The sequence below is a fragment of the Enterobacter sp. UCD-UG_FMILLET genome (assembly GCF_000762975.1).
GTDB lineage: Bacteria > Pseudomonadota > Gammaproteobacteria > Enterobacterales > Enterobacteriaceae > Enterobacter > Enterobacter dykesii.
Window position 1 is genome coordinate 18,839 of record NZ_JRJC01000019.1, and the last position, 26,512, is coordinate 45,350.

27 protein-coding genes are annotated in these 26,512 nt (G+C 55.4%); 8 read left to right on the top strand and 19 right to left on the bottom strand.

The features are described from left to right. Positions 1-30: 30 nt before the first annotated feature. A complete protein-coding gene (gene bioD / locus LA04_RS09420) occupies positions 31-726 on the top strand; it encodes a dethiobiotin synthase (RefSeq protein WP_047651334.1) in 696 nt (231 codons plus the stop codon). On the opposite strand, the gene clcB is transcribed toward bioD, so the two are convergent. The 8 genes from clcB to LA04_RS09460 form a co-directional block, all read right to left on the bottom strand. Then, positions 661-1,971, bottom strand: coding sequence for a voltage-gated ClC-type chloride channel ClcB (clcB, locus tag LA04_RS09425; protein WP_047651335.1), 1,311 nt, complete (start codon positions 1,969-1,971; stop codon positions 661-663). The two genes, bioD and clcB, sit on opposite strands and share 66 nt — an antisense overlap. 102 nt (positions 1,972-2,073) lie before the next feature. After that, on the bottom strand, positions 2,074-3,222 hold the full coding sequence (gene osmV, locus LA04_RS09430; protein WP_047651336.1) for an osmoprotectant ABC transporter ATP-binding protein OsmV: 1,149 nt from the start codon (positions 3,220-3,222) through the stop codon (positions 2,074-2,076). Further along, the gene (gene osmW, locus LA04_RS09435; RefSeq protein WP_047651337.1) at positions 3,222-3,869 is read right to left on the bottom strand and encodes an osmoprotectant ABC transporter permease OsmW; all 648 of its coding nucleotides are present in this window, start codon (positions 3,867-3,869) and stop codon (positions 3,222-3,224) included. The genes osmV and osmW overlap by 1 nt, the downstream gene beginning before the upstream one ends. Positions 3,870-3,877: 8 nt before the next feature. Then, positions 3,878-4,777, bottom strand: a complete 900-nt coding sequence (osmX, locus tag LA04_RS09440) for an osmoprotectant ABC transporter substrate-binding protein OsmX (RefSeq protein WP_047651338.1) — start codon at positions 4,775-4,777, stop codon at positions 3,878-3,880. Positions 4,778-4,795: 18 nt separating this feature from the next. Next, on the bottom strand, positions 4,796-5,506 hold the full coding sequence (gene osmY, locus LA04_RS09445) for an osmoprotectant ABC transporter permease OsmY (RefSeq protein ID WP_032640485.1): 711 nt from the start codon (positions 5,504-5,506) through the stop codon (positions 4,796-4,798). Between the two features lie 277 nt (positions 5,507-5,783). Next, positions 5,784-6,521 (bottom strand): YoaK family protein, encoded by a 738-nt coding sequence (locus LA04_RS09450; protein WP_047651339.1) that lies wholly within the window; start codon positions 6,519-6,521, stop codon positions 5,784-5,786. A gap of 158 nt (positions 6,522-6,679) precedes the next feature. Beyond that, a complete protein-coding gene (locus LA04_RS09455) occupies positions 6,680-7,303 on the bottom strand; it encodes a glutathione S-transferase family protein (protein ID WP_047651340.1) in 624 nt (207 codons plus the stop codon). A 196-nt stretch (positions 7,304-7,499) separates the two neighbouring features. Then, positions 7,500-7,901 (bottom strand): YybH family protein, encoded by a 402-nt coding sequence (locus tag LA04_RS09460; RefSeq protein ID WP_047651341.1) that lies wholly within the window; start codon positions 7,899-7,901, stop codon positions 7,500-7,502. A gap of 397 nt (positions 7,902-8,298) precedes the next feature. On the opposite strand from LA04_RS09460, the gene LA04_RS09465 reads away from it, so the two are divergent. Further along, positions 8,299-8,823, top strand: a complete 525-nt coding sequence (locus LA04_RS09465) for a hypothetical protein (protein WP_235211328.1) — start codon at positions 8,299-8,301, stop codon at positions 8,821-8,823. Positions 8,824-8,884: 61 nt separating this feature from the next. On the opposite strand, the gene LA04_RS09470 is transcribed toward LA04_RS09465, so the two are convergent. Then, positions 8,885-9,202, bottom strand: a complete 318-nt coding sequence (locus tag LA04_RS09470; protein WP_047651342.1) for a YebG family protein — start codon at positions 9,200-9,202, stop codon at positions 8,885-8,887. A 70-nt stretch (positions 9,203-9,272) separates the two neighbouring features. Then, positions 9,273-9,626 carry a helix-turn-helix domain-containing protein gene (locus tag LA04_RS09475; RefSeq protein WP_047651343.1) on the bottom strand — a complete coding sequence of 118 codons (354 nt, stop codon included), beginning with the start codon at positions 9,624-9,626 and terminating at the stop codon, positions 9,273-9,275. Between the two features lie 337 nt (positions 9,627-9,963). Between LA04_RS09475 and LA04_RS09480 the strand changes: the two genes are divergently transcribed. Together LA04_RS09480 and oqxB are read left to right on the top strand one after the other, a co-directional pair. Next, the gene (locus LA04_RS09480; protein ID WP_047651344.1) at positions 9,964-11,139 is read left to right on the top strand and encodes an efflux RND transporter periplasmic adaptor subunit; all 1,176 of its coding nucleotides are present in this window, start codon (positions 9,964-9,966) and stop codon (positions 11,137-11,139) included. 24 nt (positions 11,140-11,163) lie between these two features. Continuing rightward, positions 11,164-14,319 carry a multidrug efflux RND transporter permease subunit OqxB gene (oqxB, locus tag LA04_RS09485; protein WP_047651345.1) on the top strand — a complete coding sequence of 1,052 codons (3,156 nt, stop codon included), beginning with the start codon at positions 11,164-11,166 and terminating at the stop codon, positions 14,317-14,319. A 67-nt stretch (positions 14,320-14,386) separates the two neighbouring features. On the opposite strand, the gene LA04_RS09490 is transcribed toward oqxB, so the two are convergent. The 3 genes from LA04_RS09490 to LA04_RS09500 all read right to left on the bottom strand — a co-directional run bounded on the left by LA04_RS09490 (position 14,387) and on the right by LA04_RS09500 (position 17,069). Next, positions 14,387-14,866, bottom strand: coding sequence for an RrF2 family transcriptional regulator (locus LA04_RS09490; protein ID WP_029739386.1), 480 nt, complete (start codon positions 14,864-14,866; stop codon positions 14,387-14,389). A gap of 137 nt (positions 14,867-15,003) precedes the next feature. After that, the gene (locus LA04_RS09495; RefSeq protein WP_047651346.1) at positions 15,004-16,392 is read right to left on the bottom strand and encodes a sensor histidine kinase; all 1,389 of its coding nucleotides are present in this window, start codon (positions 16,390-16,392) and stop codon (positions 15,004-15,006) included. Further along, a complete protein-coding gene (locus LA04_RS09500; RefSeq protein ID WP_047651347.1) occupies positions 16,392-17,069 on the bottom strand; it encodes a response regulator in 678 nt (225 codons plus the stop codon). Before LA04_RS09500 ends, LA04_RS09495 begins: the two co-directional genes overlap by 1 nt. A gap of 203 nt (positions 17,070-17,272) precedes the next feature. On the opposite strand from LA04_RS09500, the gene LA04_RS09505 reads away from it, so the two are divergent. Both LA04_RS09505 and LA04_RS24970 read left to right on the top strand, forming a co-directional pair. Continuing rightward, a complete protein-coding gene (locus tag LA04_RS09505) occupies positions 17,273-18,109 on the top strand; it encodes a MipA/OmpV family protein (RefSeq protein WP_047651348.1) in 837 nt (278 codons plus the stop codon). A gap of 354 nt (positions 18,110-18,463) precedes the next feature. Continuing rightward, entirely contained in the window at positions 18,464-18,550 is an 87-nt protein-coding gene (locus LA04_RS24970; protein WP_235211329.1) for a nucleotidyltransferase family protein, read from the top strand. Between the two features lie 153 nt (positions 18,551-18,703). Here the strand turns inward: LA04_RS24970 and LA04_RS24755 are convergent, their stop codons facing one another. Further along, positions 18,704-18,916, bottom strand: coding sequence for a hypothetical protein (locus LA04_RS24755; protein ID WP_126328423.1), 213 nt, complete (start codon positions 18,914-18,916; stop codon positions 18,704-18,706). Between the two features lie 502 nt (positions 18,917-19,418). Here LA04_RS24755 and LA04_RS09510 point away from each other — a divergent pair. After that, a complete protein-coding gene (locus tag LA04_RS09510) occupies positions 19,419-21,134 on the top strand; it encodes a SulP family inorganic anion transporter (protein WP_047651349.1) in 1,716 nt (571 codons plus the stop codon). Between the two features lie 40 nt (positions 21,135-21,174). On the opposite strand, the gene dmsD is transcribed toward LA04_RS09510, so the two are convergent. The 3 genes from dmsD to LA04_RS09525 all read right to left on the bottom strand — a co-directional run bounded on the left by dmsD (position 21,175) and on the right by LA04_RS09525 (position 24,718). Beyond that, positions 21,175-21,789, bottom strand: coding sequence for a Tat proofreading chaperone DmsD (dmsD, locus tag LA04_RS09515; protein ID WP_047651350.1), 615 nt, complete (start codon positions 21,787-21,789; stop codon positions 21,175-21,177). 92 nt (positions 21,790-21,881) lie between these two features. Then, positions 21,882-24,320: a selenate/tellurate reductase subunit YnfE gene (gene ynfE / locus LA04_RS09520; RefSeq protein ID WP_047651351.1), complete on the bottom strand. Its 2,439-nt coding sequence runs from the start codon at positions 24,318-24,320 to the stop codon at positions 21,882-21,884. Between the two features lie 131 nt (positions 24,321-24,451). Beyond that, positions 24,452-24,718 (bottom strand): DUF1161 domain-containing protein, encoded by a 267-nt coding sequence (locus LA04_RS09525; protein WP_029739394.1) that lies wholly within the window; start codon positions 24,716-24,718, stop codon positions 24,452-24,454. 104 nt (positions 24,719-24,822) lie between these two features. On the opposite strand from LA04_RS09525, the gene LA04_RS09530 reads away from it, so the two are divergent. Further along, on the top strand, positions 24,823-25,533 hold the full coding sequence (locus LA04_RS09530; RefSeq protein ID WP_047651352.1) for a YnfC family lipoprotein: 711 nt from the start codon (positions 24,823-24,825) through the stop codon (positions 25,531-25,533). A gap of 17 nt (positions 25,534-25,550) precedes the next feature. Here LA04_RS09530 and speG read toward each other — a convergent pair whose 3' ends face one another. Further along, positions 25,551-26,111 (bottom strand): spermidine N1-acetyltransferase, encoded by a 561-nt coding sequence (gene speG / locus LA04_RS09535; RefSeq protein ID WP_023311549.1) that lies wholly within the window; start codon positions 26,109-26,111, stop codon positions 25,551-25,553. Then, the gene (locus tag LA04_RS09540; RefSeq protein ID WP_047651353.1) at positions 26,111-26,449 is read right to left on the bottom strand and encodes a DUF1283 family protein; all 339 of its coding nucleotides are present in this window, start codon (positions 26,447-26,449) and stop codon (positions 26,111-26,113) included. Before LA04_RS09540 ends, speG begins: the two co-directional genes overlap by 1 nt. Between the last annotated feature and the right edge of the window lie 63 nt (positions 26,450-26,512).

A 26,512-nucleotide genomic window follows, 5' to 3' on the forward strand; every position in this document is an offset into this window, starting at 1 on the left:
TCGAAGCATACCCAAGAGGTGGAGTGAGTCATGCTTAAGCGTTTCTTTGTTACTGGTACAGATACCTCTGTCGGCAAGACCGTCGTATCCCGCGCATTGCTGCAGGCGCTGGCAGCAAGCGGTAAACGCGTGGCAGGGTACAAACCGGTCGCAAAAGGCAGTAAAGAGACGCCAGAGGGATTGCGTAATAAAGACGCCCTGGTGCTGCAAAGCGTCTCGTCGCTGGAACTGCCTTATCACGCGGTCAATCCCATTTCCTTAAGCGAAGAGGAGAGCAGCGTAGCGCACAGCGGTCTGATTAATTATCCCCTGTTGTCCGACGGCCTGGCGAACCTGAGCGAAAAGGTTGACCACGTGGTGGTAGAAGGGACGGGCGGCTGGCGCAGCCTGATGAACGACCTGCGCCCGCTGTCTGAATGGGTCGTGCAGGAGCAGCTTCCGGTGGTAATGGTGGTGGGTATCCAGGAAGGGTGCATCAACCACGCGCTGCTGACGGCGCAGGCGATTGCCAATGACGGCCTGCCGCTGGTTGGCTGGGTGGCAAACCGCATCAACCCGGGCCTGGCGCACTACGCGGAGATTATCGACGTGCTGAGCACCAAACTCCCCGGACCGCTGGTGGGTGAACTGCCTTATCTACCACGCGCCGAGCAGCGCGAGCTAGCGCAGTACATCGATCTCTCTGCCCTCGGTGGCGTGCTGGCCGTAGATCGAGTCGTGGCGTAACGTCCGCGACAATACGGACGCCACCACGCAGGCGACCAGCAGGCCGGGCAGTAAAAAATACTGCCCGGTCATTTCACAGACCATCAGCGCCGACATAATGGGCGCATGCGTGGTCGCGGCAAGTAGCGTAGCCATCCCCGCCAGCCCCAGCAAAATTGCCGTTTCAGAACCCGGCAGCCACAGTGCGAAAAGCTGCGCGAACAGCATTCCCGTCGCCATACCGACAAACAGCGTAGGCGTAAAAACCCCTCCCGGCGCACCCGATCCGCTGCTCGCCAGCACCGCCAGCAGCTTACAGATGAACACCCCGGCAATCACCGAAAGCAGCGGCGGGGCGAGCAGAAAAGCCTGAACCACGCTGTAGCCATTCCCCCACACCTTCGGCGTGAGGAGAGAAAGCAGCCCGACGATCGCACCGCCCAGCGCCAGCTGCCACGGTGGCGAAAGCTTGAGGCGCAGGAAAAGCCCGTGGCTGAAGTCCATCAGCCACATCAGCAGCGGTCCGCAGAGGCCCGCCACCAGCCCCATCGCGACGAGAAGAGCATAATCGGCCGCGGTAAGGATGCCGCTCAGATGGACCGCGTAGAGCGCACCCGCGCCCGGAGCCAGGAGCTGCGTCGTAAGCAGCGCCACCACCGCCGCAATCACTACGGGGCCGAGCGAGGCCAGCATCAGCGTGCCAAACAGAATTTCCGCGATGAACAGGCTTCCGGCAAGGGGGGCGTGATAGGCGCTGGCCATCCCGGCGGCGGCGCCACAGGCTATCCATAATTTCCATTCGGATTTCGGCGTAAAGCGCCGGGCGAAAAGGGAGGCGGCGAGGGCGGCAAGCAGGATCATCGCCCCTTCACGCCCGATGGCGCTTCCGCTGGCAACGACCAGCAGCGAGGCAAGGGATTTCACAAGGCTGGCGCCGTAGTCAAACTGGCCTTCTCCGGTCTCCAGCGCCTCCATGTAATCGGTAGGGGCATGAGGCCGCTGCGCGGTCAGACGCTGCCATCCCCAGAGCAGAAGCCCGGCAGCCAGCCCACCCAGCGCGGGCGTTAGCGCGCGCCGCCAGGGCGAGAGCGACGCGGCGGCATTCACCAGGCTGCCGCTATCGTTGCTGAGAAGCAGCCACTCCATCAGGTACATGCTGTGTCGAAACACCGCCACGGCCAGCGCGGCCAGCACGCCGGTGACGGTGGCAATCAGCAGTCGACGAAACATCGCGCGGATGTCAGGGTAGGTATGAAGACGTTGCATGGGTCGCGTTTTAACGGGGACGATACGATATTGTGGCGGGAAATCGCGGGGTTAGCAAAAGGTCTGCGTGCGAAAAAGCCGGGCGATGCCCGGCCAGAAAGGTTAGCTGTCGCTATGAATATTCAGCGCCCGGCGCGTACGCCCGGAGCTCAGGTACTCGGCAATATAGTCCTGCGAAATCTCGCCGTTGTAGCGCCCGTCCTCATCCACGATCGGCATCCAGCTGGTGTTGCTCTCATACAGACGTGAAAGCACCACGCGCAGGTTGTCTTCCGCCTTGCCGGTCATGCGGAACGTATGCAGGATGTCGGCGCAGGTCCCGCTGGCGTTGCGCGCTTCGCGACGCTTCACAAAGCCCAGCGGCTTGCCGTGCTCGTCAACCACGGTAATCGCGCGAATATCGTTATCATCCATGGTCGCAAAGGCTTCAGGGAGGGGAGTAGAGCCCCGCACCGTGATGGTCGGCTGCTGGTCGGTGACGTCGCCCGCCGATACCAGCAGCAGACGCTTCAGGGTGCGGTCCTGACCGACAAACGAGCCGACAAACTCGTTCGCTGGTTTCGCCAGCAGCTCATCCGGGCTGGCGCACTGCACGATTTTCCCCTGACGGAACACCGCAATACGGTCGCCGAGCTTCAGGGCTTCGTCGATATCGTGGCTGACCAGCATGACGGTTTTTTTCAGCTTGCGCTGCATCTCCAGGAACTGGTTCTGGATCACCTCGCGGTTGATCGGGTCCACCGCGCCGAAGGGTTCATCCATCAGCAGTACCGGAGGATCTGCCGCAAGGGCGCGGATCACGCCGATACGCTGCTGCTGGCCGCCGGACATCTCGCGCGGGTAGCGGTTGAGGAACTTATGCGGATCCATCGCCACCATATCCATCAGCTCTTCGGCGCGGGTTTTGCAGCGCGCTTTATCCCAGCCCAGCATGCGCGGCACGACGGTGATGTTCTCTTCGATGGTCATGTTCGGGAACAGGCCAATCTGCTGGATCACGTAACCGATGTTGCGGCGCAGGGTGACGGTGTCCATCCCGCTGGTGTCCTCGCCGTTGATCAGGATCGTCCCGCTGCTTGGGGTAATGAGGCGGTTAATCATCTTCAGGGTGGTGGTCTTCCCGCAGCCGGACGGGCCGAGCAGGACGCACATTTCCCCTTCGGGCACGGTCAGGTTGACGTTGTCGACGGCCTTAAAGGTCTGGCCGTGCTTCTGTGAAAATTGTTTGGTGAGGTTTTCCAGTTTTATCATTATCGAATCCCCTTTGGAGTCAGAACCACCTGCAGACGGTGCAGCAGCCAGTCAAGCACAATCGCTAAAAGACAAATCATCAGCGCGCCCGCAATCAACATGCGAATATCACTTCCGCCGATGCCGTTGAGCAGCAGCAGGCCCAGGCCGCCCGCGCCTATCACCGCGGCAATCGCCATCACGCCGATATTCATCACCACGGCGGTGCGGATCCCGCCGAAAATCACCGGCAGCGCCATCGGGATCTCGACCCAGCGCAGACGCTGCCAGAAGGTCATGCCGATGCCGCGTCCGGCTTCGCGCAGGCCCGGCGGCAGGCTGTCGAGCGCCGTATGGGTGTTACGCACAATCGGCAGCAGCGAGTAGAGAAACACTGCCGTAATCGCGGGCAGGGCGCCAATCCCCTGACCGATCAGCGAAAACAGCGGGATCATCAGGCCAAACAGCGCAATGGACGGAATGGTCAGCACAATGGTGGCAATGCCCAGCACCGGCGTTGCCAGCCACCTGTGGCGGACAATCAGAATGCCCAGCGGTACGCCGATGATGATGGCTAAACCTACGGCCAGCGCCACCAGCCACAGGTGCTGAAGGGTGAGGGTTAAGAGGTAATCCCAGTTGTCCAGAATGTAGTGAATCGTATCCATAGCGCCTCCTACAGCAGCTGTTTGCTACGCAGGAAATCGCGGGCGACCTGCTGCGGTGACTGATGGTCGATATCCACCTTCTTGTTCAGCTCGGTGATAACGTCGTTGTTGAGCTGGGCTGAGAGGGTGTTGAGTGCCTCTTCCAGACCGGGGTTGGCCTCCAGCGTGTCCTTACGCACCACCGGCGTCACCGCGTAGCTCGGGAAGAAGCCTTTATCGTCTTCCAGCACCTTGAGATCGAAGCCTTTTACGCGCCCGTCGGTGGTGTAAATCAGGCCGGCGTCAACGAAGCCGTCGCGTACCGCGTTATAGACCAGACCAGGGTCCATCTGACGGATTTGCGGACGGTCCAGATCCATCTGGTAGGCCGCCTGAAGCGGCTTCATGCCGTCGCTGCGCCCGGCAAATTCCAGGTCCAGGCCCAGCAGCCAGTTTTTGTCCGGGTTGGTTTTACGGATCTGCTCAATTTTCGCCACCATCTCCGACATGGTGTTGATATGTTCCGCCTCGGCGCGCTTGCGCTGCATGGCAAAAGCATAGGTGTTGTTCATATCGGCGGGCTTGAGCCAGACCAGACCGTGCTTCGCGTCCAGGCGTTTCACCGTCTCGTACGACTCCTCTGGCGACATGCGCTTGTTGATGTGGTTAAAGATGATCAGCGACGTGCCGGTGTACTCCCAGGTCATATCAATCTGCTTGTTGATCATCGCGTTACGGGAAATCACCGTGGCGATATTGGTTTGCGGCTGAACCTGAAATCCTTTTTTCTGTAGGTACTGCACGGTCATCGCCGAGAGAATGTGCTGCTCGGTAAAACTCTTGGTCGCCAGAATCAGCGGGGCCGCCATCGCCTGGCTGGTGAACAGCGCCGCGGCACACATCGCCGTCAGGCCGGATATCAGTCTCATAAAAGCTCCTTGTTATTGTTATCGAGCGAGATGGGGACTCATCACGCGACCCAGCGCCGCCAGCAGGGTATCGAGGATCAGGGCGAACAGGGCGGTGGCCGCCGCGCCGAGGATCAGGGTCGGGAAATCGTTCAGGTAAATGCCGGGGAAAATCAGCTCGCCGTAGCTGCTGGCGCCAATCAGGAACGCCAGCGGCGCGGTACCGACGTTAATGGCGGTGGCGATGCGGATCCCCGAGAGCATGACCGGCCAGGCGGCAGGCAGCTCAACCTGACGCAGACGCTGCCATTTGGTCATCCCGATGCCGTTTGCCGCTTCCAGCAGCGACGGCGGGACCGAACACAGCCCAGCGTAGGTATTGCGCACGATCGGCAGCAGCGAGGCGAGGAACAGGGCGATGATGGCGGGCGTATCGCCAATGCCAATCACCACCATCGCCAGCGCCAGAACGGCCAGCGGCGGCAGCGTGTTGCCGACGTTGAAGATTTGCATCACATATTCGGCGATACCCCGCGCGGCCGGGCGGCTCAGCAGAATACCGGCTGGAATACCCACCAGCAGGGCAAAAAACATCGATGAGAAAACCAGAATCATGTGCTGTTGCCCGAGATAGACCAGGTCAACCTGGCGCGCCTTTATCGTCTCCAGCCCGATACCCCAGACGAGGAGGGCGAGGACCACGATAATGGCGCCGACAAACAGCAGCGAACGTTTGAGTAATGGGTGCATTGCGGTGTGTCTCCCTGTGCGCATGCGTTATAGCAACCACCGGTTGCCTGTTGTTATGCCATGTTTCGGCAGGGGTATTTCACCTATAGCAAGCGTTTGGGAAGGGTTCCAGCGAAGGGGCAAAATCAGTAACCCTATGAAAATAGTGACAACCTTGGGTTAGGCCTTATGGCATAAGGGCTGATTGAGGGTCAGGCAGAATAGTCCTAAAGCGAATTTATAGATGTGACAGTGTCACATCTAAAAAGCTGTTACGATCGAATATCGAACATTATCTTCACAGAGAGGCACGAACCCGTCGAACCCGCGTCGAGACGGTGATAATGGAAACGATAGCGACCACGGCGAGCATCAACCCGAGCGCCAGCATGGCGTTAAACCCGATCCACCTGAACAGCAGCAGCCCCGCGATACCGCCCGTAATAAACGAAAACAGGGTGGTTAAGTGGGTTTTCAGCTGACTTTTTTGTGCCGCCGTATCTTTGGAGTAATCCCTGCGCAGCATCGCCACCATTACGGAGGCGAGGGAAATTCCCGCGTCCGTCAGCGTGCCGGTAATGTGCGTCGATCTCACCCGCCCGCCGGTAAGCTGCGTGGAGGTGGAGTTATGAATACCCATCAGAAAACAGAGAAAAAGAATAATCTCGCGGTTGCTGGTGAGCGCATGAAAATACATTTCGTAGAAGGAAACGCCGGTCAGTAATATCCCCTCTACAAAAAGGATCTGACAAAAAACCAACCTGACGTTATGGATAATGCCCCATATCACTATCGTGCGGGCAAGAATGGCGCCTGCGACAAAGGAGAGAATAATCGAGCCGAAGAAAATAATATCGCTGAGGTCGGTGGAAGAGACTTCGCTGGATAACTGTGAGGTGTTGCCGGTCATGTGTGAGGGGAAAAAACCAAATGCCCCGAGAGCGATGGCATTCAGCAAACCTGCCGAAGTCGCCAGCCAGAGAGCAAGCCGGCGATCCTCCTTATGCGTTCGTTCTTTCTTGAGTCTAATCAGCAAGAATACCTCCGGGTTGAGCTTTGCCTGAATAGTCAGGCTAGCAAAGCGGTGCAACGGGCTGTCCAGGATATGGCTTAATTATTATTCCCTCTGACGACAATCAGGGTTTCGTAATTAAAAAAACAGCCTCGTTGCGGTATTCATTCAGGAATTAAGTTTTACACCATGCCGTTATTGCCGTGACGCAAAAACGCCGGTCGCTGGTTAAGACGTTCAAACCAGGCCTCAATCGCCGGCACGTCAGGTTTATCAAACGGCGTCATTTTCCAGCGATTCACCGACAGCCCAAGCACCACGTCCGCTAGGGTAAACGTCTCGCCCGCCGCAAATGCGCCGGTGCGCTGCAGCTGGTTTTCCAGAATGGTGATGCAGTGGTTCCACTCTTTTATTCCCGCCGCAATGCGCTCAGGGTCGTTAAAGTCCGGGTTTTTACGCCCCAGCGCCGGGAAGACATAGCGCCATGCGTTGTTAAATTCAGTGGCCTGCCAGTCCATCCAGCGCTCAACGTTAGCGCAGGCCTGCGGTTCTGCGGGCAGCAGATCGTGACGTTCGGCCTTGCGCGCCAGATAACGGCAGATGGAATTGGACTCCCACAGCACGAAATCGCCATCAATCAGCACCGGCACCATGGCGTTAGGGTTCAGGGCGCGAAAGGCATCCGTTTCCGTTGAGGCAAAACCGCTGCCGTAATCTTCCTGTTGATACTCGATGCCTGCTTCTTCGCAGGTCCAGAGTACTTTACGCACGTTGATGGAGGTGGTTTTGCCGAGGATGGTGATCATTGCGCAGGTGTCCCTTAGAGGAATGAGTTGTTTAGGAACAATACACCAGTTGCACGGAGGAGGTTGGGGCAAAATTTGGTGGGGCGTGCTCTGTCTGGGCCCGGCGAAGGTTTCTGGAAGGCGCCTCGCAAAACGCAAAGTAACCTTATGAAAGTGGAGGGGCGGCAGCGCCCCTTTGAAGCCGTGATTAACGCGCTTAGTTCCCGGTATCCAGAAGCGACGTACCGTAGGAGTTGTCGATGGTACAAAGCCAGCGTCCGTCGCTTTCCAGCCGAAAAACATAGGTAGCGCGGCGCGACATTTCCGTTATTCCACCCTGACCATCAGGAAAACGGAGAACGGTTTCCATGATAACGAGGGCATTGCCACCGCCTTCGATCACATGCATCTCCCCTTGTTCCACAATCAATTGGTCCTGAAAATAATCAGAAATGGCAATAAACGCGCTGCGAATGTTCTCTTTGCCTTTAACCGTCATGCCGGGCTTAACCACCAGAGCCGCGTCGTCGGCGTAGTACTCCATCAGCGCGTCATAGTTTTTGGTGGTGATGGCGCGATCGCAGGATTCAATGATCTGGCGTAGCGGGGGTGGGGTCATGCGCATCTCCTTTTTATTGGCTAAACAGGTATTAACGTAACAGTCTGGCGTGTTTGTATAGCTACCATGTTTTATGGTTGGTGGCTGTGGGATTGACGTGGAGGCGCTAAGTAACGTTACGTTTGCAATGAGTGGGACGCAAACATAGCTAACACATTCCGCAGATATCACGGCGATAATTGTTCAGTTGCCTAACAATAGACCAGCAATGATGGCAGTATTTATCGAAGGATTTCATTTAAACTGGAAAATTTCTCTAAAGTTTTTTGCGGAATAGCCGTTTAGTTAATGAGAAATTTGCTCAACAGATATTATGGTCAAATAAAGTGTAGCATCTAGTAGTTAATTGCATTTTTTAGTTGCTATAAATGAAATTGGTTTTATTTAATTAGGGATAATGATGATTAGAATCTTAGGGTTTATATTCGTAATGCTTACGGCGGGGTGTTCAACACCAGGGAAGCCGGCGTTCTATTATACCTGGACACAATATAAAACTGGTGTTGAAGTGATGCTGGTTAATGAACCTCAGTATAAAGATGGTTTTGATGGAATTCTCCGCCTCGACGATAAAGGTGAATACGCAGTAATGACCGTTTACTACGGTGGGGATTTGTCTGGTCATTTTGGTTACGTCACCAAGGCCAGCCTCGAACGTTGGATAACTATGTATACTAACTTTTTAAAATGGGATCCGACAAAACCAACACAGACGACGAAATTCAATATTCCGGATAATCTCTCGTGGACTCATAAAAGCTACGAAGTTGAGTATCAATTTATGAACGGCAAAAAACTATTTATCATAAGGAAGCACGGTAATGGTAACTGGTTTGTGGACTTCTCAGTGCTCTCGATGGATGAAGCCAATATCACCAAATTGAATGAAGTCTATACCGAACTGAGAGAAAGGCTGAAATAGCCCGTCAACTATCACTCTAAAAGCCTCCGTTGGGAGGCTTTTCTCTTTCAGGCAGAATAAATCAGGCCGCTTTCACAGCCCTGATTTTCTTCATATCAGCCGCGTCGGATTCAGTTTTATCCGCTGCAGCTGGGGCAGTGAGATCGGGAAGCTTGCTGGTACGCAGAATATGCTGCACGGTCTCTTTCTGCTCGGCGAGATACAGGCCAAGATTTTCAGCCTGCGTTTCATCCATTTGCATTCCGCTTTGCAACAGCCAGTCGGTGAACGCGTCTGCCATATCGAGCAGTTTGTCGTGAGCGTCAGCCTCTTTCTTACTGGCAAATGTCATTTTCTCTTCACCTTTTCTTACGACAACAAATTTTGTTTCAACAGCCATCGTGCACCTCGCTATACTGTGTTTATGTACAGTATATCAGCAACAGATCGATGTTGCAGCAAAATATGCATTACTGGCGAAGCTGCTGCATTTCGGGGCCACCTATACTGCGCCGCCATGCCCCAGGCGCCTGACCATACTGACGCTTAAAGCTGCGGTTGAAGGACTGCTGGGAGTCAAAGCCCAGCGCGATCGCCACGTTCAGAATCGGCTCGTCGCTGTGGGTTAACCGCTCAACCGATTTTTGCAGCTTTTGCGCGCGAATATACCCGGCGAGGGGATAGCCCGTATGTTCTTTGAACAGGCGCTGGAGGTGCCATTTCGAGTAGCCGGAACGCCTGGCGACGGACTCAATGTCCAGACGGCTGTCCAGGTTGTTGTCGATCCAGTCGAGTAAATCATGCATAAATGCGCCAGTGTTCATCTGGTTACCCCCACGCAGCGGATGGAAAAGTATCTTTGTCTGTTGCATTTAAAGGTGGCGCGTTTTTGTATTAATTGCAAGTTTTATTGTTGCATTTAAATCCCTGAGCGAAACGGGTCTTTTCACATCCGCTCAAATAGCACATAAAGTGCAACAATTATTCTTGCACTTAGTTAAGCGCCTTCCTACAATCGCCGCGAATAGTGTATTCGCAACTGTTACAGTTTTGTGGCGATGAACGACACAAATGGCCTTAAGACAGCCCCCGGACAAAGGAAGTGGCGCGGTGCCTCCTGCTGCGTCTTGCCCGGCGGCGACAATTATCGGAATAAAAATAATGAGCCTGCAAAAAACCTGGGGTAATTCTCATCTGAGCGCGCTGGGAGCAATGTTGCTCTCCGTGCTGCTCGTCGGATGCGACAACAGCGTCGCGCAAAACGCCGCGCCGCCTGCGCCCGCCGTCAGCGCTGCTGACGTGGTGGTGAAATCCATTAGCCAGTGGGATAGCTTTAACGGCCGGATTGAAGCGGTGGAGAGCGTTCAGTTGCGCCCGCGCGTTTCCGGCTACATTGATAAAGTGAATTACACCGACGGTCAGGAAGTGAAGAAGGGCGAGGTGCTGTTCACGATTGATGACCGAACCTATCGCGCCGCGCTGGAACAGGCGCAGGCGAACCTGGCGAGAGCCAAAACGCAGGCGAGCCTCGCGCAAAGTGAAGCTAACCGTACCGATAAGCTGGTCAATACCAACGTTGTCTCCCGTGAAGAGTGGGAGCAGCGTCGTTCGGCCGCCACTCAGGCCCAGGCCGATATTCGTGCCGCGCAGGCGGCAGTGGACGCTGCGCAGCTCAACCTTGACTTCACCAAAGTCACCGCGCCTATCGACGGTCGCGCCAGCCGGGCGCTGATCACCAGCGGCAACCTGGTGACTGCGGGCGACACCGCCAGCGTTCTCACCACGCTGGTCTCGCAGAAGACGGTTTACGTCTACTTTGACGTGGACGAGTCAACCTACCTTCACTATCAAAACCTGGCCCGCAGCGGGCAGGGGGCGTCCAGCAACCACACGGCGCTTCCGGTTGAGATTGGCCTGACTGGCGAGGAGGGCTATCCCCATCAGGGCAAAGTGGACTTCCTTGATAACCAGCTCACGCCGAGTACCGGCACCATCCGCATGCGCGCGCTGCTGGATAACGCGCAGCGTCAGTTCACGCCGGGACTTTTTGCCCGCGTACGCCTGCCGGGCAGCGCCGAGTTTAAAGCCACGCTTATCGACGACAAGGCGGTGCTGACCGATCAGGATCGTAAGTACGTCTATATCGTGGATAAAGAGGGGAAAGCGCAGCGCCGCGACATTACGCCGGGTCGTCTGGCAGATGGTTTACGCATCGTGCAGCAGGGGCTGAACCCTGGCGATAAAGTCATCGTCGAGGGTTTACAAAAAGTGTTTATGCCGGGTATGCCGGTTAACGCCAAAACCGTTGCCATGACCGCCACCAGCGCCCTCAACTGATCCCTTGACCTGAGAATCCTACCCATGGACTTTTCCCGCTTTTTCATCGACAGGCCGATTTTTGCCGCGGTGCTGTCGATTCTGATTTTTATCACAGGGTTAATCGCCATCCCGCTGCTGCCGGTGAGCGAATATCCTGACGTCGTGCCGCCAAGCGTGCAGGTGCGCGCGGAGTACCCGGGGGCCAACCCGAAAGTGATTGCCGAGACGGTGGCGACGCCGCTGGAAGAGGCGATCAACGGCGTTGAGAACATGATGTACATGAAGTCCGTTGCGGGCTCCGATGGCGTGCTGGTCACCACCGTCACCTTCCGTCCGGGTACCGATCCGGACCAGGCGCAGGTGCAGGTGCAAAACCGCGTCGCGCAGGCCGAAGCGCGTCTGCCGGAAGACGTGCGGCGCCTGGGCATTACCACCCAGAAACAGTCCCCGACGCTGACGCTGGTGGTGCATCTGTTTTCGCCCAACGGTAAGTACGACTCCCTGTATATGCGTAACTACGCCACGCTGAAGGTGAAGGACGAGCTGGCGCGTCTGCCCGGCGTCGGCCAGATCCAGATTTTCGGCTCGGGTGAGTACGCGATGCGCGTCTGGCTGGATCCAAATAAAGTGGCGGCTCGCGGACTGACAGCTTCGGACGTGGTCACGGCAATGCAGGAACAAAACGTACAGGTTTCCGCCGGGCAGCTTGGCGCCGAGCCGCTGCCGAAAGAGAGCGATTTCCTGATCTCCATTAACGCTCAGGGCCGCCTGCATACCGAAGAAGAGTTTGGCAATATTGTCCTGAAAACAACGCAGGACGGTACGGTCGTCCGCCTGCGCGACGTGGCGCGTATCGAAATGGGGTCCGGCAGCTATGCGCTGCGTTCCCAGCTGAACAATAAAGACGCGGTCGGGATTGGTATCTTCCAGTCGCCGGGGGCGAACGCCATTGATTTGTCTAACGCGGTGCGCGCAAAAATGGACGAACTGTCCACGCGCTTCCCGGCGGACATGAAGTGGGCGGCACCTTACGATCCGACCGTTTTCGTGCGCGACTCCATCCGTGCGGTCGTGCAAACGCTGCTGGAAGCGGTGGTGCTGGTCGTGCTGGTGGTGATCCTGTTCCTGCAAACCTGGCGCGCGTCGATCATTCCGCTGATCGCGGTGCCGGTTTCGGTGGTGGGTACCTTCAGCATTCTCTACCTGCTCGGCTTCTCGCTCAATACCCTGAGTTTGTTCGGGCTGGTGCTGGCCATCGGTATCGTGGTGGACGACGCCATCGTGGTGGTGGAAAACGTCGAGCGAAACATAGAAGAGGGGCTTGCGCCGCTTGCGGCGGCGCATCAGGCGATGCGCGAAGTGTCCGGGCCGATCATCGCGATTGCGCTGGTGCTGTGCGCGGTGTTTGTGCCGATGGCGTTCCTCTCGGGCGTGACCGGGCAGTTCTACAAGCAGTTTGCGGTGACGATCGCGATTTCTACGGTCATCTCCGCTATTAACTCGCAGACGCTCTCTCCGGCGCTGGCGGCACTGCTGTTAAAACCGCACGGCGCGCCGAAAGATTTCCCGACCCGGCTTATCGATCGTCTGTTCGGCTGGATTTTCCGTCCGTTTAACCGCTTTTTCCACCGCAGCTCGAACGGCTATCAGGGGCTGGTGGGCAAAACGCTGGGAAGACGCGGCGCGGTATTTGTGGTGTATCTGCTGCTGCTCTGTGCCGCTGGCGTCATGTTTAAAGCGGTGCCCGGCGGGTTTATTCCGACGCAGGATAAGCTGTACCTGATTGGTGGCGTGAAGATGCCGGAAGGTTCGTCGCTGGCGCGCACCGACGCGGTGATCCGCAAAATGAGCGAAATCGGGATGAATACCGAAGGCGTGGACTACGCGGTGGCGTTCCCGGGGCTGAATGCGCTGCAGTTCACCAACACGCCGAACACCGGGACGGTCTTCTTCGGCCTGAAGCCGTTCGACCAGCGTAAGCATACTGCGGCGGAAATAAACGCGGAGATCAACGCGAAAATCGCGCAAATCCAGGAAGGTTTTGGCTTCTCCATTCTGCCGCCGCCGATTTTAGGGCTGGGTCAGGGGTCGGGCTATTCTCTGTATATTCAGGATCGCGGCGGTCTGGGGTATGGCGCGCTGCAAAACGCGGTGAACACCATGTCCGGTGCGATTATGCAGACGCCGGGAATGCACTTCCCGATCTCAACCTACCAGGCTAACGTGCCGCAGCTGGACGTGCAGGTTGACCGCGATAAGGCGAAAGCGCAGGGCGTGTCGCTAACCGATCTTTTCGGGACGCTGCAAACCTATCTGGGCTCGTCGTACGTCAATGACTTCAACCAGTTCGGACGTACCTGGCGCGTGATGGCGCAGGCCGACGGGCCGTTCCGCGACAGCGTGGAAGATATTGCGAATCTGCGCACCCGCAACAGCCAGGGCGAAATGGTGCCGATTGGCAGTATGGTGAAAATCACGACCACCTACGGGCCGGATCCGGTGATCCGTTACAACGGCTACCCGGCGGCGGACCTGATTGGCGATGCCGATCCGCGCGTGCTTTCGTCCGCACAGGCGATGACGCAGCTGGACGCGATGTCTAAGCAGATCCTGCCTAACGGGATGAACATTGAATGGACGGATCTGAGCTTCCAGCAGGCGACGCAGGGCAACACGGCGCTGATCGTCTTCCCGGTCGCGGTGCTGCTGGCGTTCCTGGTGCTGGCGGCGCTGTATGAGAGCTGGACGCTGCCGCTGGCGGTGATCCTCATCGTGCCGATGACCATGCTGTCCGCACTGTTTGGCGTCTGGCTGACCGGGGGTGATAACAACGTCTTCGTGCAGGTGGGGCTGGTGGTGCTGATGGGGCTGGCGTGTAAAAACGCGATTCTTATCGTGGAGTTTGCCCGCGAGCTGGAAATTCAGGGCAAAGGCATTATGGAAGCCGCGCTGGAGGCCTGCCGCCTACGTTTACGTCCGATTGTGATGACCTCCATCGCCTTTATTGCCGGGACTATTCCGCTGATCCTCGGCCACGGGGCAGGCGCAGAAGTGCGCGGCGTCACCGGGATCACGGTGTTCTCCGGTATGCTGGGGGTGACGCTGTTTGGTTTGTTCCTGACGCCGGTGTTTTACGTGACGCTGCGTAAATTCGTGACGCGCGGGAAAAAAGAGGAAAGGGACGTTCTGCCCGCGTAGGAAAGCTGCAGATAATAAAAAACCGCCTTCATTGTGAAGGCGGTTTTTTTTCGCATCAGATAAAACGTTACGACGTTTTTTGATACTGGGCAATAAGGTCCGGGAGGGGATCCCATCCGCTGCTGTCGGCGTTTTTCACCGCTTCCAGGGCGCTTGCCACGGTATGGCGGGCCAGTACTGCTAGCGAAGCCTCCTCGGCCTCTTCGGAAATCGATTTGAAGTACCAGCATGCGTTAGCGCTTACCACGCAGCGGGCCGGCACGTCAGGGCGGGAGGCCCACAGCTTTTTATCTTCGATGACCGAAAGGTAGATGTCGCGCAGGGTGATCTCTTCCGGCGGGCGACCAAGATGAATTGAGCCGTTACGGCCAAGCGTTGAGACGATAATGCCGTCACGCGTGAGCGGAACCATCAATTTTCTGATGAAGCTCGGGTTCGCTTCCAGGCCGTAGGCCAGAATCGCACTCGTGGAACGTTCACCCAATTGCTCCGCCATCGCTACGCTGAGAACCATCTGCAAAGCTGTCGGGAAGCGGTAATCTAACATTTCTCTTTCCTGGGTTGCGGTGAATCTTGTTCTTTTTGGCACCGCAGAGGTGAATAAGCAATAAACAACAATATAACAAATACGGTAATTATTTTGAAGCAATCTGCGGCATTTGCGATCGAACTCCCTGTTCTGATTTAGCAAAACGTGCGGTTCGGGAAGTCAACCGTCACCATCAGGCCACCTTCAGCGGAAGTACTCAGGTTTACGCTGCTGTTGTGTTGCTGCGCCACCGCTTTGACGATGGCAAGCCCCAGCCCGCTCCCGCTTTGCACCTGATTGGGGTCGCGGAAAAACCGGTCGAACACGCGCTCGCGCAGTTCAACCGGAATACCGGGCCCTGCATCTGAAACGCGAAGCCGCGCGAAGCCATCCGCTATGCAGACATCGACCTGAATCCGCCCGCCCTCGGGACTGTACTTCACGGCGTTCTCAATGAGGTTGTCAATAAGCGATACCAGGCGTTCCCTGACGCCGGGGATCCATATGTCATCCTCGGAGAAGAATTCCAGCTCAATTCTGCGCGCGGACGCCAGCGGTTCCAGCTCGGCCATTCGCTCCTGAATGAGCGTGGTCAGCGGAACGGTTTCCATGTCCGTATCAATGCGCGCTTCGCTGTGCATCATCAGCAGCAGCTGGTTGACGAGACGCGCTGCCCGGCTGTTGCTGCGAATCACCCCTGCAAGCAGCTCCTGCTGGCTCTCGCTAATGACCCAGGACTGCAGCGCTTCCACGTTGATGCGCATCGCCGCGAGGGGCGTACGCAGTTCGTGCGCCGCATCCGCAATGAAAACCCGCTCCCTTTCCGCGCTTTCGCGCACCCTGGCAAGGAAGTCGTTGATCGCGTCCACCATCTGGCGAAGCTCCCGGTGCTTCGGTACGGCTTTTAACGGGGAAAGATCGTCCGGCGTGCGTAGCGAAATTTCATTGACCACCTTGTTCCACGGACGCATCGCAATGCGGATTGAGAGCCACGCGGGAAACAGCAGAAAAGGGAAGCAAACCAGCAGCGGCAGGATGTAGTACCCGCGCGAGTTCAGATAGATAAAGAAGTTCCAGCCGCTGGCTGGGGTGAAAAGGGTAACTTCCACGTCGGAATGAGGGGATTTGAGGGTGCGGCTGGTCCAGACGCGACCTTCACTCTGTACGTGCTCCATTTCCCCTGGCCGGGTGTTTTTCACCCCCGCGGGTGCTCCTTGTGACGAAAATATCATGGCATTATTCTCGCGAACGATGAGGTTAATCGACAGCGCGGGATCGTCACCGCCGCCATAGCCCTCACGCAGCGCCTTGCTGAAGGCTTCCAGCACGGCGCTGCGATCCTGCGGGCGTCCGTCCATCCTCTCAACCAGGGTAAAAAGGGTTTCATACGTCTTATTGCCCGTGAGGATGGGAGGGCTGCGCAGGTCATCCCACAGAATGAAGGTTAAAAAAAGACTCCACAGCAGAGTAAGCAGCACGATCTGGGCGATGATAATTCGCCGTACCAGCGTCGGTCGTCTCAGGTGATACCAGACGTTTCGCATTAACCGGTCACCTTCTGGACTGAGACGGTATCAATGACATACCCGACGCCCCGCACCGTTCGTACATAGCCGTCGCCGATTTTTCGCCGCAAATTTCCCATATGCACGTCGAGCGCATTGCTGAGGTTCTCTTTGTTACCGAATATCCGCTCTTCCAGAAACCGTCGCGTTATCACGCGGTCAGCGCGCAGCATCAATGTTTCCAGCAGCGCATATTCACTGACGGTCAGGTCTATGTGGCGCGCGCTTACCGTCACGCGACGCGTCGGAACATGAAGCGATAAGCCTCGAATTTCTATCGCCTCATTCTCAAAACCGTAGCTGCGTCGCGCAAGGGCTCGTACTCGCGCCAGCAGTTCGGCGAGAACAAAGGGTTTGACGAGATAGTCGTCCGCGCCGGCATCCAGCCCGCAAAGCCGGTCCTGCAGCGTGCCGCGCGCCGTCAGGATGATGACCGGGATCCCCTTGAGCTGCTGACGCAAACGCGTCATCAGGCTCATGCCGTCGCCATCGGGCAGCCCCAGGTCGAGCAAAATAAGTTCAGGCACGCAGACGTCCAGCTGATGCAGCGCATCCTCTTTGCGGCGTACCCATATGACGTCAAATCCCTGATCAGAGAGGGCGATACGTACGCCGTTGCCGAGATCCAGGTCGTCTTCGATTAGTAGAATTTTCACACTGGTAACTGTATCAACCGTGAATGAAGAACATCTTAAGAAAAAAACGGTATCAGGAAACCTACCGTGTTTACAGCGTGTGCTCGCGCTTCAGTGTTTCTTCATGTTCGGCTCATAAGAACCTTAGGGTCGGTATTCAAAATGGGCGTTCTGGCGGTTAACCGCATGCATCGTCATCATTTGAATCCAAAAGGGCTTCTTTAATGAGAAACATCGAACTGCGTCATACGTTCCCCCATTTCCTTCCGGGCCGCAGCCTGAAAAACCTCGTGCCGGGCGTCGTTCTGGCGTTACTGGTCGCGCCTGCACTGGCGGCAGAACAGAGCCAGGGTAACGTCTTAACCCTGGGGGGCGGCGTGGACGTCGCGCCGCGCTACTCAGGTTCCGATAAAACCCGCGTCAGTGCGGCTCAGGTGGTGGATTACGCCATGGCAAACGGCTTCTTTATCGGCACCACGCGAGGGATCGGTTACGGCAATAACATCGGCAACCTGGATTACAGCGCGGCGCTGAGCTATCGGGTTGGTCGTAAAGATAAAGACGTGAGCAGCGATTCGATCAGCTCCGGCAGCGACGAGCTGCGGGGGATGGGCGAGATAAAAGGCTCGGCAATCGTTGTGCCCGGGCTGGAGTACAGGGTGACCGACTGGCTTCACCTGCAGCTGCAGGCTGAGGTACCGGTTTCTGAAAGAGACAACGGTGAAGCGGTCCATTTCGGCATTTCCAGCCCGTTTTATACCTCACAAAAAAATGAGGTGGCGCTGGCGCTGACCGGCAGCTGGGGATCCGACAAGTACATGCAGACCTACTATGGGGTCAGTGCCGCGCAGTCGAGCGCATCGGGATTTGCCCGACATGACGCCGGGGCCGGGATTTATGCCTGGTCGATGAATCTTGGCTGGACCCACAGGCTCACCTCGCGCTGGAGCGTCCTTGCCTCAGCGGGTGTGACGCAGCTGACGGGGGATGCGGGTGATAGTCCCATTGTGCAACGCAAAACGTCGCCCACGGGGAGTTTGAAGGTGACATACAGTTTTTGATTGTTGGTTGTGGCAGCTTGCGGTTTTGAGCGCACACTAAGGATGTAGATCAGCCGCTCCGGTTAAGATGGCGGGGCGGTGCTGTTTAATAACGGGAATCATGGTGGACTATCTAAATTCATTGCAGAGAATATTGTCGGTTGATCCTTCACGAATGCCGGTGCTTTACGCGGTCCGCGATTTGCAACTTCGTGATTGCTGGATTGGCGCGGGTTTTGTCAGGGATGCCGTATAGGATCATCTGCATGTTGATTGGCATCGTTCCTTACCTGGCGATGTTGACGTGGTCTGGTTCGATCGCGAATGTTGTACTCCGGACGACGAACGTCATCTGGCAGAAAATTTAAACAACAGATGCCCGCTTTTGACTGGTCTGTAAAGAATCAAGCCAGAATGCATCTGCGTAATGGTGATTGTACTTACCCAATTATCTTCTTATAATATTTTGGATAAGAAATTTGACAAGCAAGAAATATCTTTTTTGATTATTTTGATTTCTTAGGTGATTATATTCCGTGTAAGGATATTTGACTGGAATATGATTCCTCTGCTGTCTGTAAAGATAAGAAGAGGAATGTATAAATTATTGATGCATCAGTAACCTGCAGCCTTATTAGCTGATTTTATACGCTGATTTCTTGCGTCTTTTTCTTGTTGGTCTTTAGCTTGCATTATCCCACTTGCAGCATCCACCCAATCATTTGCGGTACAGCCTGACAATACCATACTCAATGTTAGTACAAATACATATTTCAATTTAGTTCCACAATCTAATCGTTGTACAAATAACGCCAGCATAATACTCATTGTATTTGCTACTTATGTGGTTAATGTAACAAAAAATAACATTACGGGCAAGGGGTTATTTCTAGCCTCGTTTAGGCAACTGGTGAGTCATAATCATTAGCTTAAAAAAATTGAGTTGCAGGGTTGCAAATAGAACAACAGTTAATAAAATTATATATCATATTAAATGAATCATTTTCCTTGCGTACTTCAACCACACATGGCTGATTTAAAAGGCTGCTCGTTACACCGCCAATATCGATGGTGCGATGGTCTGCTCTTGGCATTATGACTGTCGGCCATCCATCCCTCGCCAGCGTGCAGCGCTGCAGCATCCAGCAGGGCCTACTCCGGCTAAGCGGTAGTTTTTGCACTATGTTTAACACCAGTCAGAATAATAAAATGGTTAACGTTTTATTAGGTTCCGGGCAGTGGTGGCCTCAGTCCGGAGCATTTCAAAGCCAGAACCTCACTGAGAAGTGTGCCAGCATGACGTGGCTAATATCCCTATCCGGAGAACAACGTGTTCGGAAAACTATTGTTGAACTACATGCCAGGGCTACAAAATTTGTTAGCCTACGATAAAAGCTGGCTAAAACAGGATGTTAAAGCTGGGTTATCCGTTGCGGCTGTCGCGCTACCGGTGGCCATTGCTTATGCTGAATTGGCAGGTGTTGGGGCAATAGTGGGGCTCTATTCCTGCGTTTTACCGATGATAGCGTATGCACTCTTTGGATCTTCACGTCAGCTTATTGTGGGCCCTGATGCCACGACCTGCGCGGTGATTGCGGCCGTCGTGTTTCCTCTTTCTGCAGGTAATCCCGAACTGCACTGGCAGCTGACCATCATCATGACGTTGATGATGGGCGGGTGGTGCCTGCTTGCCAGTAAATTCCGCCTGGGCGCGCTTGCCGATTTGCTTTCTCATCCCATTCTCACGGGTTTGCTTAATGGCGTAGCCGTGACGATTATTGTCGGGCAATTAGGCAAGGTGCTGGGGATAAAACTCGATGAAGCGCAGGTTATTGAGAAAATAATGGCCTTGCCAGGCCGACTTTCCGACAGTCATTTATTAACCATTGGGATATCGTTTTTAACGTTAATTATTTTAATGGCGATCAAAACGTATCGCAGCCACTGGCCAGCTCCGTTGATTGCCATTGTGATGACAACGCTACTGGTATGGGCGACATCTGCGCAACAGTATGGTATTGCCACTATTGGAGGGGAAGGCTTCCAGCCTGGTTTACCCGTGGTCAACTGGGGCGCGTTTCAGCCCGGTCCGATGCGTGATTTAGTGATCCCGGCGCTGAACCTGGCTTTGGTCAGTTTTGTCAGCCTGATGCTGACCGCCCGCAGTTTCGCTGCGAAAAATGGCTATGAAATTAATGCTGATGCAGAGTTCCGGGCGCTGGGTATTGCGAACATTATGTCGGGGTTATCTCAGGGGTTTGCAATCAGTGGAGCCGATTCCCGGACCGCAGTTAATGATTCAGTGGGTGGGAAAAGTCAGCTGGTTTCCATCGTCGCAGCCTTACTCATCGGTATTGTAGTAGTGTTTTTCACTCAGCCATTACAATTTATTCCGGTATCTGCGTTAGGTATTGTTTTAATGTATGCATCATGGTCATTAATTGATTTACGTGGACTATGGAACCTGAGACGCAGAAATAAACAGGCATTTCGCCTGGCCTTTTTCACGTTTGGCTGTGTGTTAATTATCGGCGTTATCCAGGGGATCGGCCTTGCGGTGTTGCTTGGCCTGTTACAGTTCCTGCGTACGGTGTTTCGTCCCTCTGAGCACTTACTGGGCACTGACGAAAATGGAATGATTCACTCATTAGGTAATACAACCGATATTAAAATGGTCCCGGGCGTGCTGATGTATCGATTTAACTCCCCGTTGACCTATTTTAACGTGGCTTATTTTAAACGTCGGGTATTGAACCTGGTTGATGGTGCAGCAGTACAGCCTAAATGGGTGGTTATTGATGCCGTAGCCTGCTTCACCTATTCAGACATCAGCGTTCTGGCAACCATTAATGAGTTAAAGCGCGATCTGAAAGGTCGACAGATTACGTTAATCCTTGCGGGCAGAAAAACGGAATTAACGCGCTGGTTTAAAGATAGCCGGCCAACGATGAATGATGATGACATGATTCTGGCACCAGACCTCTATCTGGCACTTCGGTTCATTCAAAGCAAAGAGAGTGCGAGTGAATCAGGTGGCGAGGTATAAGCTAAAGGCTTGCCCGCCAACCGCGAGCAAGCCACATCCCTTAGCGATACAGCGTCTTTTCCGCAACCGGAATAAGTAACCCGGATCGCCAGTCCGCGAGCGTCAGCTGTGCAAGCCTGCCCAGCGCGGTATAAAACGGATGCCCGGCGTTGTCGACAAACACCGACAGGAAGCGGGTGCTCCACGGCAGCAGGTGCCACGCCAGAAGCTGATCGCACTCCGACTCGCGGCCATTCTCGGCCAGCCACGCCGCCAGCAGCAGCAAAGTACCGAAATGATCTTCCGGCTCATTCTGCTGCATTTCAAATGCGATAGTGTTCTCACGCATCCACTGGCGCAGCGCGAGGGTCGAGTCGCCAAACAATACGGATTCACGGTCCAGCCAGACGGAACCCCACGGCGGAGCGGGCAGGGCATACGGACCAATAAACAGCCGTTGCCAGGCGTCCGCCAGCGGCTCATCGGAAGATGAGGCAAACGTATCGGCAACCGGCTGCAGCGTTTCCGAAGGCAGGGGCCAGTCCTGAACCCATTCGCCAGCGGTGAGCGCTTTCACCAGCGGCGCGGCCTGCTCGCTGTCCGGCGAGAAATAAAACAGCGCGCCCAGCACCCGGGCGCTGAACGCGAACGATTCACGATGTGAGACGTCTTTCATTAAACCTTCCTTGCTCGCGCGGATGACGCCCGCGCGACTGTGTTAACCGATAATAGTGACCACAGAATAAACCAGGGTCTCGTGTTTCACCTCTACACCTTCTCGATCTGCACCAGATTGGTGTGCTGCGGGTTGCCTTTTGCCAGCGGAGAAGGTCGATGGGTCGTCAGCGTGTTGATGCAGGAGCCGTGGTCGATGCGGTCGCCATTCATATTGGCATCATGCCACGCTCCCTGGCCCATGGCGCTCACGCCGGGCATGATGCGTGGCGTGACCTTCGCTTCAATTCGCACCTCGCCGCGATCGTTAAATACGCGCACCGTATCGCCGTTCTTAATGCCGCGTTTTGCAGCATCGACAGGGTTAAGCCACACCTCCTGGCGACAGGCCGCTTTCAGAACGTCGACGTTACCGTAGCTCGAGTGGGTACGGGCTTTGAAGTGGAAGCCGAACAGCTGCAGCGGGAACTGCGCGCGCTCGGGCGCGTCCCAGCCGTCAAAGGTCGATGCGTAGACGGGCAGAGGGCTGATGGTCTCATCTTTTTCCAGCTCCCAGGTGGCCGCAATCTCCGCCAGCTTGCTGGAATAAATTTCAATCTTACCCGATGGCGTTTTCAGCGGATTGGCTTCCGGGCTCTCGCGGAATTTTTTATAGGCCACAAAGTGTCCGTTCGGATCCTTGCGCTTATAAATGCCCATTTTTTTCAGCTCGTCATAGGACGGCAATTGAGGGTCTTTTTCGAGCATTTTGGCATACAGAAACTGCAGCCACTGTTCCTGCGTGCGTCCTTCGGTGAATTTCTGATGGATATCCGGCCCGAGGCGTTTCGCCACTTCGCTCATGATCCAGTAGATAGGCTTACGCTCAAACTTCGGCGCGGTCACGGGCTGGAGGAAAATCAGGTAGCCCATATTACCCGCATAATCGTTCGGAATGATGTCTTCCTGCTCGACGGTCATCAGGTCCGGCAAAATAATATCGGCGTACTTCGCTGACGACGTCATGAAGTTATCGATGACGACAATCATTTCGCACTTGCTTTCATCCTGCAGGATATCGTGGGTTTTATTGATATCGGAGTGCTGGTTGATGATGGTATTGCCCGCGTAGTTCCAGATGAACTTAATCGGCACGTCCAGCTTATCTTTCCCACGCACGCCGTCGCGCAGGGCGGTCATCTCCGGTCCGCGGGCGATGGCGTCCGTCCAGCTGAAGCAGGAGATTTGCGTTTTGACCGGGTTATCCGGTATCGGCATACGTTCAATGGTGATGGTGTAGGTCGACTCGCGCGCGCCGCTGTTACCGCCGTTGATGCCGACGTTTCCGGTAAGAATTGGCAGCATGGCGATGGCGCGGGACGTTAGCTCGCCGTTCGCCTGGCGCTGTGGTCCCCAGCCCTGGCAGATATAGGCCGGTTTCGCGGAGCCGATTTCCCGGGCAAGCTTGATGATGCGATCCGCGGGAATGCCGGTGATGCGTGAGGCCCACTCCGGCGTTTTCGCCGTGCGGTCATCGCCCTGGCCGAGAATGTACGCTTTGTAGTGGCCGTTAGCGGGCGCGCCTTCCGGCAGCGTTTTTTCATCGTAGCCAACGCAGTATTTATCGAGAAAAGGCTGGTCGACCAGGTTTTCGTCGATCAATACCCAGGCAATGCCCGCCACCAGCGCGGCATCGGTACCCGGACGGATAGGGATCCACTCATCTTCGCGTCCGGCTGCCGTATCGGTATAGCGCGGGTCGATAACGATCATTCGCGCGTTGGACCGCTCGCGAGCCTGCTCCAGATAATAGGTAATCCCGCCGCCGCTCATGCGCGTTTCCGCCGGGTTATTGCCGAACATCACCACCAGTCTGGTGTTTTCGATATCAGATGTGCTGTTGCCTTCGTTACTGCCGTAAGTGTAAGGCATCGCGCAGGCGATTTGCGCCGTGCTGTAGGTGCCGTAGTGGCTCAGGAAACCGCCGTAGCAGTTCATCAGGCGCGCCACCAGCGAAGCGTAAGGGGAGGAGCGGGTGATATTGCCGCCGACAATCCCGGAGGAGTAGTTAATATACACCGCTTCGTTGCCATATTTGCTGACCACCTCTTTCAGGCTGGCGGTGATGGCGTCCAGCGCTTCATCCCATGTGATGCGCTCAAATTTGCCTTCACCGCGTTTGCCCACGCGTTTCATCGGGTAGTTAAGGCGATCGGGGTGATTGATGCGACGGCGAATAGAACGCCCGCGCAGGCAGGCGCGCACCTGATGGTTACCGTAATTATCCTCACCGGTATTATCCGTTTCGACCCAGTACACTTCGTCGTCACGGACGTGCAGACGCAGCGCGCAGCGGCTGCCGCAGTTGACCGAGCAGGCGCCCCATACCACTTTATCTTCAGCAGGCTGGACGGCGTTCTTCACCGCCGCGGCGGCCCTCTTTAAGCCGAAAGGAAGCGAGATCCCGCCGGCGGCAAGCGCCAGAGACCCTATTGCCGTAGATTTCACGAGAGTTCGACGGCTAATTCCGCCGTGATGTTCAGTATCGGACATGGCTCACCCCATCATTATAATTGCGTATTATTTTTCCCGAAATGATGACCGGGCTAATGATGGGGTGAGTGTTACTGATTTGGGGGTATTAGATCTTAATCCTCATCAAATCAAAGGGGATTGAGGCTAAATTACTGCGCTTCAGCAGCCCCGTTGCCTGTACGGGTGTACAAAATTTTAAAGGTGTCGTTGGCGCAGTGGCCTACCACCTGCGTGCCCGCCTGGTCAGCCTGATCGTTCGGCACAATGCTCAGCGTAAAACCTGATTCAGGCACGCCGTTGTTGATAATTTTCTGCTGAATGTCGCTTTTCACGCGCTCGCAGGAATCCGGTGCCGCCAGCGCGGCCGTTGAGGCACTCATTAACAGCAGGGCGGTAATCCAGGGTAACCGTTTCATCTGTAGCTCCTTTTCTCTGTGTAGAGATTAATTTTAGCAGGCTTCGTGTAAACAACTGTATTTGCTAATATGATTGGGAATAATCTCCCTGTACGGTAATAAATGTGAAGAAATACGCAGCGATAACGCTACTGGCAGCAACACTGGTGGGGTGCGATAACAGCTCCGCGCCGCTGTCGTTTACGCCCGAGATGGCGAGTTTCTCGAACGAATTTGATTTTGATCCGCTGCGCGGCCCGGTGAAAGACTTCACCCAGACGCTGCTCAACGAGAAGGGCGAAGTGTCCAAACGGGTGACCGGCACCGTGTCGGCGGAAGGGTGTTTCGATACCCTGGAACTGCACGACCTGGAGGCCAATACCGGCGTGGCGCTGGTGCTGGATGCCAATTACTATCTTGATGCGGAAACCCAGCAGCGAAAAGTGAAGCTGCAGGGGAAATGCCAGCTGGCCGAACTGCCGTCAGCCGGGATAACGTGGGATACCGACGACAACGGTTTTGTGGTGGCGGCGCACGGCAAAGAGATGGAAGTGAAGTATCGTTACGATGCGGATGGCTACCCGCTGGGCAAAACCACCGTCTCCGGCGATCAGCATCTGTCCGTCCAGTCGACGCCGTCTAAAGACGTTCGCAAAAGAATGGATTACTCGGCAGTGAGCATGTTGAATGATAAGCCGCTGGGTAACGTGAAGCAGAGCTGCGACTACGACAGGCACAATAATCCGGTGAGCTGCGACCTGACGATCACCGACGATAGCGTTAAACCAGCCGTTGAGCGCAAATACACCATCAAGAACACGATTGAATATTACTGAAAATAAAACCGCGCAGGTTACTGCGCGGTCGGTTTCAGCAGGCTGGCGCCTGACGGCTTGTGTCCGGCCAGGTGCTGATGCTGGAAGATGCACATGCGAATGGTATTGCGGTATTCGCCGTTGATAAAGAACTCGTGAATCAGCTCGCCTTCCACCATAAAGCCCAGCTTCCGGTAGATATGGATCGCTTTCTCGTTCTCTTTATCCACAATCAGATAAAGCTTGTAGAGATTCAGAACGTTGAATCCGTAATCCATTGCCAGCTTCGCTGCCCGTGAGGCAAGGCCTTTTCCCTGATGCTCAGGGGAGATAATGATCTGAAACTCCGCCCGACGGTGAACGTGGTTGATTTCAACCAGCTCCACAAGACCGGCTTTTTCGCCTTCACACTCCACCACAAAACGACGTTCACTCTGATCGTGAATGTGCTTATCGTAGAGATCGGACAGCTCAACAAAGGCCTCGTACGGCTCTTCGAACCAGTAGCGCATTACGCTGGCGTTATTGTCGAGTTGGTGGACGAAGCGCAGGTCTTCACGCTCCAGCGGACGAAGCTTAACGTCGCAGGGCGCCGACATTACGGGGCTACCGTGCGGCCAGTGCGGCGATCCAGGCAGCGCAGGGTGTTAGGCTCCCAGTAGGCGTTGACGTTTGCACTTTGCTGACACTTATCGCGCGCGTCAAAAGCGACATCTTCTTTATCCCACTCTTTCTCAGCACGTTTGTTAACCTTGTGGCGAAGGCTGCGGGTGTCATTCCATTGTTCTTTGTCCATAGCGGCATTCTGGCGGCTTTGCGCGCTGTCACCAGACTCAATAATGAGCTTGCTGGTTTCCGCTGTCGCAGAGGCGGCAAAGGCGAACGATGACAGCGCCAGCAGGGCTGCCAGACAAAGGCGTTTGCTTAATGTGGTCATAGCGTTTCCTTTTAAACGGGTGCAGATAATCAAGTTACCCTGAACAGATTCTACACCAAAGCG